We start from the raw sequence: 14,524 nt of genomic DNA on the forward strand, positions 1-14,524 counted from the left end.
TTACTCCTCCTCCGAAAGCCACGTCTTGACGAGGAGGGCAACCTCTTCGGGCTTGTTGTCAATGAGGGCGAGCAGCGCCATTTTCTGATTCATCTGGTGCTGTTCCTCTTCGGAGAGGTCTTCTTCCTCGACCTCGCCCGCTGCGATTGCCGCAGCACGCTCCTCGGCGAGGCGCTCCTCTTCGAGGCGCTGTGCCTCCTCGGCAGCCTCACGCTCAAGACGCTTCTTGCGGCGGTACATGAGGATGCCGCCGACAATCAGGGCGATGACAAGCAGAGCAAGTCCGACCTGCGTGTAGAAGATGCGATCCTGACGATCCTTCTCCGCCTGCTCCTCTGCGGCGCGTCGTTCTGCCGCCTCCGTGCTGAACGGCAGCGGCTCCACAGAGATCGTGTCACCGCGCTGCGGGTTGATGCCCGCAGCACTGCTCACCGTGCGCAGGATGCTCTCCTGCTGCGGCTGCGTCACATCCTCGTTGACGAGAACGGCGACCGTCAGACGACGGATTGAGCCGGGAGAAGCGATGACGTGCTGTCGCTCCTCGTTGATCTCATAGTTCTTTGTGGATTCCTTTTTCTCGTATTCAGCGTTCGCGTTCGCCTCCTGCTCAACATAGCCGGGGACGTTGCTCTGTACACCCGCAGGACCGCCGGGATTCGTCGAACTGCCGACGTAACTCTCGGAGATGTCCTGCTGGCTGCGGATGATGCCCGCATCATCCACCACCGGTGTAAAGGTCTGGCGGTCGGTCAGACGATCATCGAAGTCGAGCTCTACGCTGACGCGTGCAAAGGCACGTCCCTCGCCCAGGGTCTGGTCGAGCAGCGACTGCACCTTCTTCTCGATGTTGTCCTGTACCTTGCGTGTCATGTCAAGCTGCGTGAGCGTCTTGACTCCAATGGATTTTTCATCCTGATCGTCGGGATCGTTCAAGATCTTCCCTGTATCGTCGACAATCGTGATATTCTCAGGGGTCAGTCCCTTGACGCTGTGCGCCGCAAGGTTGACAATCCCCTTGATCTCCTTCTTCGTCAGCTCCGCATGGGGCTTCAGGCGCAGCATAATAGAAGCCGTCGCAGGCTTCTCCTCTTTCTTATAGAGGCTGTCCTCTGGCAGCACAATGTGGACGCGTGCCTTCTCAACCGCCTCCAACTGCTCAATCGTACGCGTCAATTCCCCCTGAAGTGCCTGCAGATAGTTGACGCGGTTCTGGAATTCGGTGACCCCAAGCTTGCTGTCATCGAAGATCTCGAAGCCCTTGTTCCCGCGCGGCAGCCCCTGCGTCGCGAGGTTCAGACGCGCCTCGTGGACGTTCGTCGTCGGAACGAGGATCGTCGTACCTGATTTGTTTTCCTGCACCTCGTAGGTGATGTTCGCTTCGCGCAGCTGGCTTGCAACCTCGCCGGCATCCTTGGTCTCCATGTCGGTGAACAGCGGCACCATATCGGGCTTGCTGCCATACCAGAAGCTCATGCCAAAGATGAGGACGAGAATTGCGAGTGCCGAACCGAGCATGATGTAGCGCTGCCGCTTGTCAAAGCGTTCCCACATGGCACGACCGCGCTCTTTCCACTCTCCCATAATCTCTTTCCCTTCAAGTCATCACGGTGTGATGCGCCGCCGGTGGGGGCGCACGAAAACGGCAGGCAGTGATTACACCTGCATCCGCATGATTTCCTGATAGGCAGCAACGGCACGATTGCGCATCTGCAGCGTGAGCTGGAGTGCAATCTCAGCCTTCTGCCCTGCCACGATGACTTGAGAGACATCGGAGACTTCGCCTGCGGCGAGCAACTTATTCTGCTCATCCGATGCGAGTTGGAGCTTGTTCACCTCGGAGAGTGCGTCCTTCAGATAGGTACCGAAACTCTTCGGCGGCTCCTTTTCGATGGTCTCCCCCAGATGGCTGGTCGCGCGCATCGTGACGGGGGTCATTTGCAGTGCTTGTACTTCCATATACATTGATCTCCCTTAAACTGTGCGCTGAAATCAGCTGCCACTGCCAATGCGAAGCGCCGCCGTCACCATGGACTTTGCCGCGTTGATCGTCGTTGTATTCGCCTCGTAGCCGCGCGATGCTGAGATCATATCCACCATCTCCGCGACAATGTTGACGTTCGGTCGCTCAACATAGCCCTCCGCATTTGCATCCGGATGTCCCGGCTCATAGACGAGCGTCCCCTGCGTACGATCCTCCTGAATGGATACCGCCCGCACGCCATCACCCGGACGCATACGCTCCGAGGCACGTGCGAGGAATGACTCGAAGCCGATGCCATTCCCCTTCTCACGGGGCTGAAACACCACATAGCGGCGGTGGTAGGCACCCCCGCCCTGTGCACGCGTTGTATTGGCATTCGCGATATTATTGGAGATCACGTCCATGCGCAGACGCTCTGCCGTGAGCCCCGAAGCCGCTGCATCTATTCCCAAAAACATTCCCATACCGTGTCCTCCCGTTTATCAGCTGCCCTGACCGCTCGAAATAACGCTCTTAATCTTGCTGATATGCCCAGCAAGCGCCGTTGCCAGCGCACTATAGTATAGCTGATTCTTTGCAACCTCCGCCATTTCAATGTCAATGTCGACGTTGTTGCGATCCAGACGCATATTCGTATGCGCATCCTGTTCGATAACAGCGTGCGCCTTCCCGTGAAAGGCAATGGGAAAATGCCGGTCATGCGTCCGCACAACCTTCATCAGAGGATCGTTCTCCAATCCCAGTTCCCGTTTCAGCAAATCCTCAAAGCGGACATGACTCCGCTTAAAGTTCGGTGTGTTCACGTTTGCGATGTTATTGCTGAGTACCTCGTGCCGCAGGGATGCCGCCGCCATCGCGCGGCTGCTGACATCAATCGTCGAGGTGTTGACCAACTGCTCGAGCATGAAACGTCACATTCCTTTCCCCCATATTTCAGGAAATATTCATGTATCAGTGCTTCCTTTAATGTGCACAGAAAAAAACGCACACAAAGCAGATATATATTAGTTCTACATCCCTAAAAAAAATCCTTTTCATTCTAACACTTTTTCCCCAAAAAGTGAAGAATGGTTTTTGACAGCGCCGGCAAAATGTACGCGAAGGCTACGCGCGAGCGGCGGTCGCCTTGTCAACGTACAGGCTTTTGACCAGAATATCGACCTCGTGCACAACCATGCCGGTCATGCGTTCGATCTCCATCTGCAGCTCGCGCCGCAGGCGCATCATCGTCTCTGCGATGGCATGCCCGTAGGCAAAGACAACCTCAAGGGATACCGTGATCCCCAGATCCTCATCGCCGTTCACAAGGTGACGGATGTGTGTCCTGCCGACGCGGTGCACCTCATCGAGTTTTTCAGCTACGATGTGTACAATATTCTTAATAACCGAGTCGTCGATGACGAGCTTCCCATAGTAACTGAATACAGGACGCACAATCGAACGCTCACCGAGGCGGCGGCGCTTCGACGAGGAGGTCTTGAAAAAGCTTTTGATTGGATCGATCAGATAGCCCGAGAAATGCGGCTTGAGTTCAATCGTCGGGACGGGGATGATGTGCTCGCCGCGCTTGAGGCGGTGGTACTGCGCGATCTCCATATCCTTCTTCGAAGCAATATCCTCGATACGGATGATCTTACTCACAGGGCCTATGCGCAGTGCCTTGGCAATCTTTTGGACCATGTTCTCCGACGTACCGAGGAGAAGAATTCGACGTGGCTGCGACTGTGCGATGGCACGCCGTACGTCGGAGGCATGTCCCGGCAGTACAAAAATCGCACGGCGCACCGCCATGATCCGATTCTTCTCCTTTTTCGCGGAGGTACCGCCGATCACCTTTCCGTCTTTTATGAGAATGCCATCGTCGATGATGGCATCTGCACCGTTTTGCTGGGCGACCCACAGGGCGCGGTGGCTTTTGCCGGTACCACTCGGACCGACTAGGGCGATAACGTCCATCGTGTTTCTCCTCTTCTCCTGTCAGCTGATATGATGCGACGGTCGATAGAAGTTCTCTGCGTAGACATCTTCGATCGTAAACTGTCCAACAGCATCCGGCTGCCGATCCGCAAAGCCGCGGTAGTCCGATCCGCCGGAAACAAGCAGTCCGTTTTTTTGAGCAATCTCCATGTAGTGCTGTGTATCTGCACGGTCATAGGTCGGATAGAACACCTCGATGCCCTCAATCCCCAACTCTATGAGATGCTTTATATACGCCTCATCATCAAGCGCCTTAGGATTGGCAAGCACGGGAATCCCGCCCGCACCCTTGATGATATCGATGAGCTCCTCGGGAGCAAAGCGGAAATGTGGAACATAGGCAGGCTGTCCACGCTTTAGAAGCCGGTCAAAGCAGGTGCGGATCGAGTCAAAATAACCTTTTTTGACAAGTACGCGTGCCACATGGGAACGTCCGACCGCCTTGCACAGCCCTTCGTCCGTCAGTACCTCGGTCTCGCCGATCTCGTATCCAAGCCCCCGCAGGCGCTCCACAATCTCGGTAAAGCGCGTCCAACGTGCCTCGCTGATCTCCTCAAGTTTTTCCTGAAGCCCTGCGTCGTAGATGTCAATATTGTAGCCCAAGATATGAACTTCCTGCTGCCCATCCCCTGCACTGAACCCAACGCCGGGGATGACACGCAGACTGCCCGCAGCATAGCGTCCGCTCTCGTAGAGCGCCGTAACGCCTTCGACGGTATCATGGTCCGTGATGGCGATGTAGCGCAGTCCAGCTGCCTTTGCCGCCTCCACAATCTCCTCCGGGGTATCCTTCCCGTCGGAAAAGGTTGTATGGATATGCAGGTCACTTGGCATAGAATTCTCCTCGATTACATATTCTCGCGAACCAAAACACGTTCGATCTGCGTCACACGGTGTCCCGAAGGGTCAATCTCCACGATCACAGCGGCATACTCCGCAGACCCTTCCGCCATCTCAAAACGAACAGGCATTCCCGTGCGGAATTTCTGAATCACAATATCCTTACGCACCCCGAGAATAGAGTCCTGCGGACCGACCATACCGAGATCCGTGATGTATGCCGTACCAGCCGGCAAAATACGCTCATCCGCCGTCTGCACATGTGTATGCGTCCCGACGACAATATCCGCACGCCCGTCCAGATGGTATCCCATAGCGAGTTTCTCCGAGGTGGTTTCGGCATGGAAGTCGAGCACAATGACATCTGCCTTCCCCTCGATCTCCGCGAGAATTTCATCCGCCTTTTGAAAGGGGCAGTCAAGTGCAGGCATAAAAGAGCGTCCCGAGAGGTTCAGCACGGCGACATTCGCCGCCTTGAACGGGAAGATGCAGTACCCCTTCCCCGGTGTCCCTTCGGGATAGTTCGCGGGACGCACGAGGAAAGGCTCATCGTCGATGAATGCAAAGACATCCTTCTTGTCCCAGACGTGATTGCCCGAGGTTACGACATCCGCTCCACCTGCATAGAGTTCATCCAGAGCCTTGCGCGTGAAGCCCTTGCCGCCGGCAGCGTTTTCCCCGTTGACGATGACAACATCAATTCCGCGTTCCGTGCGCAGACGTGGGGTAATCGCACGAAAGGCACGCCGTCCCGCACGTCCGACAACGTCGCCGACCAACATGATGCGCACAGTACTCCCCCCATTTTTCTTATCGGTTGTAGACAATGACCTGATCGCGTTCGCGGATGCCGACCAGGCGATCACGCAGAGGAATCTCCCGCACAGCAACGAGCATACGCTCAAGGGTCTCATGCTGGAGCATGCGGAACTCCGCATCCGGAGTCTCGCCTTCGTGCGTGTCAACGAGCAGATCCTCACCGAAGTGCTCCGTCAGGAGCTGTGCGATGAGATTCAGCTCCCGTTCCGAGAGCTCGTCCATGCGCCGTGCAAGATGCAGTATCGTGAGCGCATCATGCTGTTCATAGGAAAAATCCATCGCGCTCGCCATACTGCCCTCGATTACATGAAATGTCTCAATACTCTCCCCAAGAAGCACAGCAAATTTTTCGATTTCCTCCAAAGGAGGATGTGCACGTATGACAAAATCCATCGTCAGAAAGCCCTCACGCGGGTCGTAGGAAACCGATTCAATCTCGGGAAAACAGACGAGTACGGAGGCGAGCAGTTGAACACCGGGGCGCGACTGCTCGCTTTTGGAACGGGAAGGGCGTCGTTCCACAATCTTTCGTAAAAAATCAAACATAGCACCGCCTCCCACACATTCTATTCAACACTGCTGACACGCCCGAAGCCAAGCGCATACACCACGTTGCGCCCCGCCTTCTTCGCCTGATAGAGTGCCTCGTCGGCATTCTTGAAGAGCTTGAGCTCGTCGTCCTGCTCGAAATCAAAGGCGGCTGCACCGACGCTAATCGTGACATTGCTGTCAAACGGCATCTTCGCCTCCTCTACCCTCCGGCGGATGCGCTCCCCGACCCTACCCGCGGCCGCGAGCGATGCCCCCTGGAGAATGATGAAGAACTCGTCTCCACCCCAACGGCAGCCCGCATCCGAGCCGCGGATCGTGTGGGAGATGGCATCCGCCACCGTGAGGATCACCTTGTCGCCCATGTCGTGTCCATAGGTATCGTTGACCCCCTTGAAGTGGTCGATGTCCATGAGGATAACCGCGAGCGGTGTTTTTTGAGCCTGAGAGAGCGCCACCGCCTCCTTCAGGAGACGCTCCATCTCGCGACGGTTCAGCAGATTCGTCAACGTATCGCGGCTTGCGAGCTGCGTAAGACGCTGATTCGCCAGGTACAGCTCCGCCTCCGAGACACGGATGAAATGCGACATGAACGCGAGCATCCTTCGATTGTAGGAGAGATGTGCCACACGCTTGTCCTCCGGCGTGGCATCCTTGACGCAGTCCCCCTCTTCCTTCATTCCCACGAGCAGGACATTCAGATTTGCTGTAACAATGCGTCTGCCCGCACGCCGAACCTCACCGAACATAAACGCGGTCGACGATGGGAAGCCCGCACACGGGCTCATCTCCGTCACAACATCCTCGCCGAGCAGAAGATAATGTCCGATGCACGCCGCTCCGAAAATTGCCTGTGGCGAGAATGCAGACATATCACGCGCGTTTTCCGCGGCCTTTGCAAGGATGCCGTAGGGATCCCCATAAGCAAGGCGGAACTTCATCCCCTGCTGCATCGGCAAACCAAAGTGCAGCTCTCCCGACTTCTCCTCGATCTTAAGTGGAACACGCGCTGAAACGGAGCCGTCCTCCTCCTCGAAACAGAGTGGAAAGAGTGCTGCATCTGCACCAAAATCGCCGTCACCTTTGATGCCGAAATAACGCTCATAGATCTTGCGCGGGACATCACCATCGAGTTCCGTGACCGTACAGCCCTCGGCGCGCGTCGCAACAATTTCGCGTCCGAGTGTATTCCAGCCAAAATTTCGGGTGATGATCGTCTCCAGTTTTTCTCCATGAAATACAACGGCGAGTATGCCGCATCGCATCTCCACGCCATCGACGAGGAGATATCCGTGTACATCCATGGCTGGTGCATCGGCAAACGCGCCAAAGACCTGAATGTGCTCATCCATTTCGGAAATTCCACCGAATATGTCGTCGATCTTTTCTACCAGACCGACCACGACGAACGCGACAGTCTTCGTATGCGGATGCGCCGCAAGAACGTGTTCAAATTGTTCCTGTGCCTCCGACGGGTTTTCGCTGACAACAAGAAAATCCACCTGCGATGCCTCAAACACCGTGAAGGTCAGCATGACCTTCTCCGTATCAAGGCGCAAATCCGCTATCTTGAGTGCACAGGTATATGCCAGAATCCGTGCATGCGGGAACAGCTCCCGCACAGCGTTCACCATACTCCTTGTCTTTTCAGCAGGTATCTCACAGGGAGCAGCGATTGTAATGAGAAGGGACTCCACATGCGGAATCCGATCCAGTTTTTCCTTCGCCTGTTCCGCCTTGCACTGCGCATCGGCAGTCCCGGAAACAATATAGGTCAGCTGCTGCATGATGCACTCCTTATTGAACACCGGGCAAATCCGCCTCTCCCCTACGGATGTTGTCCATCTCCCATATTTCCCACAAATAGGGGGCACACGCCCCCTATTTGTAGATTTTTTGTAGATTTCTTCCCTTACTTCGCATAATCGACAACGCGTGTCTCGCGGATCACGGTTGCCTTGATCTGCCCCGGGTACTCAAGATCACCCTCGATCTTCTTCACAATGTCATGGACGAGCACTGCAGCCCCCGCATCGTCCACCTTGTCCGGCTTGACCATAACGCGGATCTCGCGTCCTGCCTGGATGGCGAAGCAACGCTCCACCCCATCGAACGACTCCGCAATCTCCTCAAGCGCCTTAAGACGCTTGATGTAGGATTCGAGACTCTCGCGCCGCGCACCGGGACGTGCTGCCGAAACTGCGTCTGCCGCAGCGACGAGCACCGCCTCGATCGTCGTCGCCTCCACATCACCATGATGGGACTCGATGATGTTGATCACTTCCTTGGATTCGCGATACTTGCGAGCGAGATCCGCACCCACCGTGACATGAGGCCCCTCGACCTCGTGGCTGACTGCTTTGCCAATGTCATGGAGAAGGCCGCCGCGCTTGGCAAGCATGACGTCGCAGTCGAGTTCCGCCGCCATGAGCCCTGCGAGGTGTGCGACCTCGATGGAGTGCGCGAGCACGTTTTGCCCGTAGCTCGTACGATAGCGCATACGTCCGAGGAGACGCACGAGCTCCGGATGGATGCCGTGCACCCCCGTCTCGAACGTCGCCTGTTCGCCCGCCTCCTTGATCCGCTGGTCGACCTCACGGCGCGCCTTCTCGATCATCTCCTCGATGCGTGCGGGATGGATGCGCCCGTCCTGAATCAGCTTTTCAAGCGCGATGCGTGCAATCTCACGCCGTACAGGGTCAAATCCCGAGAGGATGACCGCCTCCGGTGTATCGTCAATGATGAGATCGATGCCCGTCAGGGTTTCGAGCGTGCGGATGTTCCGCCCCTCGCGCCCGATGATGCGCCCCTTCATCTCATCGTTCGGCAGAGCGACAACCGAGACCGTTGTCTCCGCCACATGATCGGCGGCACACCGCTGAATTGCAACGCTCAGAATCTCGCGTGCTGTCTTGTCCGCCTCGTCCTTCGTCTGCTGGATGTACTCCTTGATCTTGCGCGCTTTCTCGTGCTTGAGTTCCTCCTCCGCCTCCGCCATAAGGACCGTGCGTGCCTCCTCCGACGTAAGTCCTGAGATGCGCTCAAGCTCCTGCTTCTGACTCTCGTAGAGAGCTGTCACCTCCGCCTGCGTCTTATCGATACGCGCTTCCTTACGCTGCAGCCCCTCTTCCTTCTTCTCGATGGATTCGAGCTTGCGATCGAGGTTTTCCTCCTTTTGAATCGCACGACGCTCCAGACGCTGAATCTCGCTGCGCCGCTCCTTTGAGTCACGCTCAAACTCCTGCCGCTGACGTTGGATCTCCTCCTTCGCCTCGAGCAGTGCTTCCTTCTGCTTTGTCTCCGCCCTCTTGCCGGCCTCTTCGACAATGCGCTTTGCTTCCTCCTCGGCTGATCCTATCTGAGCCTCCGCCGTGCGCCTCCGTGCGACATAGCCCGCAGCAGCGCCAACAGCGACAGCAAAAATTACCATGAGTAATTCAGTAATAATAACGGCCACCTCCTCATTGTGTGATTCAAAATAGCAATAGAATACTTCTATTCATTTTAATGTTTTTTCGCTATAGTGTCAAGAATTCTGTGTGAGATGGATACCGCTTCATGAACATACAATTTTCATATTCACTGCTGTTTTATAACCCCACATCCATAGACGAATCCATCCGATGCAAATATAATATGTTCATAGCTTCATGGGACAAGGAGGAACTATGACTCGAAAAAAATGGATGCGGCGCAGCATTGCACTCACGCTGTCCGCCGCACTGATAACAGGGCTCTCTGCGCCGCCTGCCATCGCAGAGGCAAGTACGGAAAGCATCATCGGCGCGGTCATCGGTGGAGCGGTCGCGGCAAATGAGATGAACGCGCAGATCAAGTACTACAACACCACCGAGGAGGGGCGGCAGGCACTCTTTGAAGAGCTCCAAGAAAAATATGGTGTCTACTACCGCTACGATCTGAACAGTCAACTTGACCGCATCTTTACGAACCTCACGGCGGCAATCGGCTCGATGGATGCCACCATTTATGACCGCCCATATAATTATTTCATCAACCGAGAAGACAGCTTCAATGCTTTCTGCACACTCGGGCATAATATGAGCATCAATGTCGGGCTCTACAGCTATCTCTCGAACGAGGACGAAATCGCCGTAGTCCTTGCACACGAGATGGGACACGGTCAGAAGGATCACCCTGCAAAGGGCATGAAACGTTCGCTCGGTCCTGCCGTTCTCGCAAGTGCGACGGGCACGGTACTCGGCGCAATTGCCGCAAATATTTGGAGTGGGCAGGGGCTCACGAAACCGATGGAATGGGAGGCGGACAATCTCGCCTTTGAATACATCGCCCGCTCCCCCTACAATCCCGGTGCGACCGCCGCTGTGTGGCAGCGTCTCATCGATCTCACGGGCAACAACGCTGCCGACGCGTTCTCGGTTATGACGGGTGCCGCCGACCATCCGTCGAACGCCGCGCGCCGCGACAACTATGCGAAGAAGCTGACCGCGATGAGCGGCGGCACGGTCACAGTCGAGGACGGCGTTGTCTATGTGAACAAGAAAAAATTATTGATCCCCGCCGCTGCCGGCGGTATGAGCTCTGCCGAACGCGCCTACTTCGTCATGGGCAATCTCGCGGCAGCCTACAGGAATGGTCACGCTGCCAAGGAGGCCTATGTGGACGGACGCACGGTCATGCTCGGCCTGCAGCCCATCGTGAGCTGTACGGGGAACGATGCCGACCCTGCCGAGATCGCGGCGTTACTGAACCGCATAAAATAGAAAACGGGGCTGCACCACATGTTACAGCCATGTATGCTTCACGCAAAAAAATCGGGATGCACCACACAATGCGGTGTATCCCGATTCTTTTATCTCTGTGGAAATCTGCGCAGTGCGCGTGGCTTGCCAAGCACCTCGGCAAGGACGACCGCCTGTGCCATTGTATCCGCTGTCAGCTGCGGCAGCAGGGGAGACGGCGTTCGTGTGGCAGTGTGCGCCGGCGTTCTCGCTGTCTGCACCTCCTCTGCCGCAAAACGCGCAGCACGCTCCTCGCGCGCACGCTTGACACGCTGCGCCTCCTTGCGCGCCTCTTCCCATTTGCTGCGCAGCTCCTGCGCACGCAGCACCTCCGCGTCGACCGTAACCTGCACGTCGGAGGGAATCCCGCGCAGCGGCGGAATCTCAAATGTCGCGTTCTGCGCCGTTCGCTTCTTTGGACGCGGGATGTCCTGCGGCATGGTCGGCGGCGGCACCTTCTTCTTGCCGCGCACACGATCGTCAAAGACAGCAATCGCTACCGCAACGGCGATGACAATGAGGTATTCCATACCGCATTCCTCACTTTACCGGCGGTGTCGGATGCTTTTCATCCGCCTTCCCCGATGCGCTGATGGCATGTCGCATATCGGTGTCGGACTGGATATTGTTCAGCTGATAGTAGTCCATCACGCCGAGTTTGCCCTCGCGCAATGCCTGTGCCATCGCGTGCGGCACTTCGGACTGTGCCTCGACAACCTTTGCCTCCATCTCCTGCGTGTACGCCTTCATCTCCTGCTCGCGCGCAACCGCCATGGCACGGCGTTCCTCTGCCTTTGCCTGTGCAATGCGCTTATCCGCCTCCGCCTGATCAGTCTGGAGCTCCGCGCCGATGTTGCGCCCGACATCCACGTCCGCAATGTCGATGGAAAGAATCTCAAACGCTGTGCCCGCATCAAGGCCCTTGCCGAGCACCGTCTTCGAGATGTCGTCGGGGTTTGCAAGCACGTCCGTGTGGCTCTGCGAGGAGCCGACCGTCGTGACAATGCCCTCACCGACACGGGCGATGATTGTCGGTTCACCCGCACCGCCAACGAGGCGGTCGATGTTCGCACGCACCGTAACGCGTGCCTTGATCTTGAGTTCGATGCCGTTTGCCGCGACAGCGGACACAATCGGTGTCTCAATGACCTTCGGATTGACGCTCATCTGCACGGCATCAAGCACATCGCGCCCCGCGAGATCAATCGCTGCCGCACGCTCGAACGGCAGGGCGATCTGTGCACGATGGGATGCGATCAGCGCATCGACCACCTTATCCACATTGCCGCCCGCGAGATAGTGTGCCTCGAGCTGATTGACGCTCACGTCAAGTCCTGCCTTGTTCGCCTTGATGAGCGGCAGGACAATGCGGCTCGGCGGAACACGGCGCAGACGCATACCGATGAGCGACATGATGCTCACCGAGACATTTGCCGAGATGGCGGACACCCAGAGCCCGAGCGGCACAAAGTGCAGGAAAATCGACACGGCGAGAATGACAATGACAATGAGGAATGCTCCCCCAAACAGTGTTCCCATAAGAACCTCCTAACAACTTCCACCAAACGGCACTATGCCTCGCGCACGACGACGCGGCTGCCGTTCACGGACAGAACAACAATGCTTTTTCCCTTTTGAATAAACGCGCCCTCAGAGATCACATCCACGGGACGGCCATCAATGCGTGCCGTACCCGAGGGACGCAGCTCTGTGAGCACCTCGCCCGTCTTCCCCACAAGTTCCGCCTGCTCCGCCGCGCTCACATAGCCCTCCTCCGTGCGTGAACTCTTTTGCAGGACAATCTTGTTCCAGAGCCTGCTCGACGGCAGACGCGAGACAATCAGCAAAAAGAGCACAATCGAAATTACGAGAGCGATCCCAAGTGCCGCAAGCGCACCGATATCTCCACCAAGTGCAAGCACGATACTGTAGAGCATCGCCGCGACGCCAAGCCCCGCGAGCAGTCCCACCGTCGGCAGCAGGATCTCCACGATAATCATCAGGACGCCCGCGAGAAAGACTGCAATGTGATAGAGCTCGATTAGTCCACGCGTGTACTGGCTGCCCCAGAACACCGCCGCTGCAACAATGCCGAGCAGCACGCCAACACCGAGCCCGCCCGTCTTGATCTCCACCATGATGGAGAGAAACATGACAGCGAGCAAGAGAACTTGCAGAACAGAATTATCTACGACCAGATTCACAAGATCCCTCCTCCTTACGCGAAAAACCTCCGCGCTCTCGCGCGGAGGTTCCTATGCCGAAGAATGGTCGGAACGACGAGATTTGAACTCACGACCTCTTCCACCCCAAGGAAGCGCTCTACCAAGCTGAGCTACGTCCCGAACAAGTGGTATTATACCTAGCTTTTATCGTTTTGTCAATCCCTTTGCGTCATCTGCTTCATCAGACGGAGTGCGCCAATCTCGACCCCTGTCTCGCGTGCAACCTGTTCGATCGTACGGCCTGCACGCAGAAGGGCACGCGCCTTGATGATCGTCTCATCCTCGCGCACGGGTTCATCCGCCTCCTCGGTCGGAACGAGCTGCGGCGAGGGGGAAGCAGGTACTGCAGGACGAGCAGTCGGTGCAGGCGGCACAGGGATGGGGCTCCGCTGCTGCGGCATCTCCTGCCGAACGGTACTTCGCATCGCTGTGGGCTGCTGCGCATAGGTCTGTGGCTGCACATAGGTATTCGACGGCTCTGCGGCGGCACGCGCCTGCTCGCGCAGGATGGACTGGTGGAGCACGGCAGCGAATTCATCTCCGTCCGTGCGACGCACCTCCTGCGACGACATCGGCGGCGCAGCGGCAACGGGCAGACTTTCTGCAGGATGCACTGCAGGAGTCGGCATCGGCTGTCCCGTGTCACGAAGACGGCGCTCAAGTTCTTCGATGCGTTGACGCAGTGCCCATTCAAGCCGCTGTGCATCTGCAACGCGCGTCTCAAGGCGTACGCGCCGATCATCTGCCTCCCGCAAAAGCCCCTCGAGCTTCGTCACATGCGAGCCGAGACGCTTGATGATTGTGTCTGCAGACTGCTGAAGCTCTTTTTTTAGTTTCTCAATGGATGCTGCAAGATCTTCGTCATCCTCTTCACTGCGCTGCCGTCGATGGATGATATAGCGCACAATGAGCAGCAAAACAGCGCCGAGAATGATGAGAGCACCCAGAATTTCGGTCACGGAAATAATAACAGGATGCCTCCCTTATCACGTTAAGGAAGCACTGATAATTTCAGTACCTCCCTAGAAACTAATGTCAAGATGCACGCCACGATTGGGATCGGCGGCAAGTCGCTGCAGGAGCTCGGGGCCATGATCCTTCCCGTCCCCTCTGCTGCGTCCGCCGCTCTGTCTGCCTCCCTGACGCCGATCACGCTCCGGATCATCCTTCACGCGTGCATCCTCGCTTGCCTCTTCTTTGGCGCGCACCTGCTGGCGTGCGAGCTCTGCATCCTGCTTCTGACGGATGGACTCAAAGCTCTGTTGGATATTGACCTGGTTCTGCATATTGCTTTGGACATTTCCCGCCTCGTTGGACTGCGGAAACATCATCTGCATACTAATTGGCGTGACATTCATGGTGATACCTGCCTC

Annotated in this window: 16 protein-coding genes and 1 tRNA gene; 1 reads left to right on the top strand and 16 read right to left on the bottom strand. The window is 56.7% G+C overall.

Going from position 1 to position 14,524, the window contains the following annotated elements:
• The 10 genes from fliF to rny all read right to left on the bottom strand — a co-directional run bounded on the left by fliF (position 1) and on the right by rny (position 9,596).
• The gene (gene fliF, locus HMPREF9334_RS07160) at positions 1-1,581 is read right to left on the bottom strand and encodes a flagellar basal-body MS-ring/collar protein FliF (protein WP_006692811.1); all 1,581 of its coding nucleotides are present in this window, start codon (positions 1,579-1,581) and stop codon (positions 1-3) included.
• Between the two features lie 72 nt (positions 1,582-1,653).
• Positions 1,654-1,956 carry a flagellar hook-basal body complex protein FliE gene (gene fliE, locus HMPREF9334_RS07165; protein ID WP_039957411.1) on the bottom strand — a complete coding sequence of 101 codons (303 nt, stop codon included), beginning with the start codon at positions 1,954-1,956 and terminating at the stop codon, positions 1,654-1,656.
• Positions 1,957-1,989: 33 nt separating this feature from the next.
• A complete protein-coding gene (gene flgC / locus HMPREF9334_RS07170) occupies positions 1,990-2,445 on the bottom strand; it encodes a flagellar basal body rod protein FlgC (RefSeq protein ID WP_006692813.1) in 456 nt (151 codons plus the stop codon).
• 18 nt (positions 2,446-2,463) lie between these two features.
• Positions 2,464-2,886 carry a flagellar basal body rod protein FlgB gene (gene flgB / locus HMPREF9334_RS07175; RefSeq protein ID WP_006692814.1) on the bottom strand — a complete coding sequence of 141 codons (423 nt, stop codon included), beginning with the start codon at positions 2,884-2,886 and terminating at the stop codon, positions 2,464-2,466.
• A 199-nt stretch (positions 2,887-3,085) separates the two neighbouring features.
• Entirely contained in the window at positions 3,086-3,937 is an 852-nt protein-coding gene (locus HMPREF9334_RS07180; RefSeq protein WP_006692815.1) for an Asp23/Gls24 family envelope stress response protein, read from the bottom strand.
• Positions 3,938-3,958: 21 nt separating this feature from the next.
• Positions 3,959-4,792, bottom strand: a complete 834-nt coding sequence (locus tag HMPREF9334_RS07185; protein ID WP_006692816.1) for a PHP domain-containing protein — start codon at positions 4,790-4,792, stop codon at positions 3,959-3,961.
• 14 nt (positions 4,793-4,806) lie between these two features.
• Positions 4,807-5,589 carry a TIGR00282 family metallophosphoesterase gene (locus HMPREF9334_RS07190; RefSeq protein WP_006692817.1) on the bottom strand — a complete coding sequence of 261 codons (783 nt, stop codon included), beginning with the start codon at positions 5,587-5,589 and terminating at the stop codon, positions 4,807-4,809.
• Between the two features lie 19 nt (positions 5,590-5,608).
• On the bottom strand, positions 5,609-6,163 hold the full coding sequence (locus HMPREF9334_RS07195; protein ID WP_006692818.1) for a hypothetical protein: 555 nt from the start codon (positions 6,161-6,163) through the stop codon (positions 5,609-5,611).
• Between the two features lie 20 nt (positions 6,164-6,183).
• On the bottom strand, positions 6,184-7,953 hold the full coding sequence (locus tag HMPREF9334_RS07200) for a sensor domain-containing diguanylate cyclase (protein WP_006692819.1): 1,770 nt from the start codon (positions 7,951-7,953) through the stop codon (positions 6,184-6,186).
• Positions 7,954-8,078: 125 nt separating this feature from the next.
• Complete coding sequence (gene rny / locus HMPREF9334_RS07205; RefSeq protein WP_245535237.1) at positions 8,079-9,596, bottom strand: ribonuclease Y; 1,518 nt, start codon at positions 9,594-9,596, stop codon at positions 8,079-8,081.
• Between the two features lie 238 nt (positions 9,597-9,834).
• Here rny and HMPREF9334_RS07210 point away from each other — a divergent pair, with 238 nt between their 5' ends.
• The gene (locus HMPREF9334_RS07210) at positions 9,835-10,908 is read left to right on the top strand and encodes a M48 family metallopeptidase (protein ID WP_006692821.1); all 1,074 of its coding nucleotides are present in this window, start codon (positions 9,835-9,837) and stop codon (positions 10,906-10,908) included.
• Positions 10,909-10,997: 89 nt separating this feature from the next.
• Here HMPREF9334_RS07210 and HMPREF9334_RS07215 read toward each other — a convergent pair whose 3' ends face one another.
• The 6 genes from HMPREF9334_RS07215 to HMPREF9334_RS07240 all read right to left on the bottom strand — a co-directional run bounded on the left by HMPREF9334_RS07215 (position 10,998) and on the right by HMPREF9334_RS07240 (position 14,509).
• On the bottom strand, positions 10,998-11,456 hold the full coding sequence (locus HMPREF9334_RS07215) for a hypothetical protein (RefSeq protein ID WP_006692822.1): 459 nt from the start codon (positions 11,454-11,456) through the stop codon (positions 10,998-11,000).
• A gap of 10 nt (positions 11,457-11,466) precedes the next feature.
• Entirely contained in the window at positions 11,467-12,465 is a 999-nt protein-coding gene (gene floA / locus HMPREF9334_RS07220) for a flotillin-like protein FloA (RefSeq protein WP_006692823.1), read from the bottom strand.
• Positions 12,466-12,497: 32 nt separating this feature from the next.
• Positions 12,498-13,130 (bottom strand): NfeD family protein, encoded by a 633-nt coding sequence (locus HMPREF9334_RS07225; protein WP_006692824.1) that lies wholly within the window; start codon positions 13,128-13,130, stop codon positions 12,498-12,500.
• A 64-nt stretch (positions 13,131-13,194) separates the two neighbouring features.
• A tRNA-Pro gene (locus tag HMPREF9334_RS07230) sits at positions 13,195-13,271 on the bottom strand.
• Between the two features lie 35 nt (positions 13,272-13,306).
• Positions 13,307-14,110 carry a hypothetical protein gene (locus HMPREF9334_RS07235; RefSeq protein WP_006692825.1) on the bottom strand — a complete coding sequence of 268 codons (804 nt, stop codon included), beginning with the start codon at positions 14,108-14,110 and terminating at the stop codon, positions 13,307-13,309.
• A 63-nt stretch (positions 14,111-14,173) separates the two neighbouring features.
• Positions 14,174-14,509 carry a hypothetical protein gene (locus HMPREF9334_RS07240; protein WP_006692826.1) on the bottom strand — a complete coding sequence of 112 codons (336 nt, stop codon included), beginning with the start codon at positions 14,507-14,509 and terminating at the stop codon, positions 14,174-14,176.
• Between the last annotated feature and the right edge of the window lie 15 nt (positions 14,510-14,524).

Source organism: Centipeda infelix ATCC 43532, from assembly GCF_000234095.1.
GTDB classification, from domain to species: Bacteria; Bacillota; Negativicutes; order Selenomonadales; family Selenomonadaceae; genus Centipeda; species Centipeda infelix.

Bases quoted from the DNA above. Each gene is read 5' to 3' on its own strand.
- fliF (WP_006692811.1), bottom strand. From the start codon at position 1,581: ATGGGAGAGTGGAAAGAGCGCGGTCGTGCCATGTGGGAACGCTTTGAC.
- fliE (WP_039957411.1), bottom strand. From the start codon at position 1,956: ATGGAAGTACAAGCACTGCAAATGACCCCCGTCACGATGCGCGCGACC.
- flgC (WP_006692813.1), bottom strand. From the start codon at position 2,445: ATGGGAATGTTTTTGGGAATAGATGCAGCGGCTTCGGGGCTCACGGCA.
- flgB (WP_006692814.1), bottom strand. From the start codon at position 2,886: ATGCTCGAGCAGTTGGTCAACACCTCGACGATTGATGTCAGCAGCCGC.
- HMPREF9334_RS07180 (WP_006692815.1), bottom strand. From the start codon at position 3,937: ATGGACGTTATCGCCCTAGTCGGTCCGAGTGGTACCGGCAAAAGCCAC.
- HMPREF9334_RS07185 (WP_006692816.1), bottom strand. From the start codon at position 4,792: ATGCCAAGTGACCTGCATATCCATACAACCTTTTCCGACGGGAAGGAT.
- HMPREF9334_RS07195 (WP_006692818.1), bottom strand. From the start codon at position 6,163: ATGTTTGATTTTTTACGAAAGATTGTGGAACGACGCCCTTCCCGTTCC.
- HMPREF9334_RS07200 (WP_006692819.1), bottom strand. From the start codon at position 7,953: ATGCAGCAGCTGACCTATATTGTTTCCGGGACTGCCGATGCGCAGTGC.
- rny (WP_245535237.1), bottom strand. From the start codon at position 9,596: ATGGTAATTTTTGCTGTCGCTGTTGGCGCTGCTGCGGGCTATGTCGCA.
- HMPREF9334_RS07210 (WP_006692821.1), top strand. From the start codon at position 9,835: ATGACTCGAAAAAAATGGATGCGGCGCAGCATTGCACTCACGCTGTCC.
- HMPREF9334_RS07215 (WP_006692822.1), bottom strand. From the start codon at position 11,456: ATGGAATACCTCATTGTCATCGCCGTTGCGGTAGCGATTGCTGTCTTT.
- floA (WP_006692823.1), bottom strand. From the start codon at position 12,465: ATGGGAACACTGTTTGGGGGAGCATTCCTCATTGTCATTGTCATTCTC.
- HMPREF9334_RS07240 (WP_006692826.1), bottom strand. From the start codon at position 14,509: ATGAATGTCACGCCAATTAGTATGCAGATGATGTTTCCGCAGTCCAAC.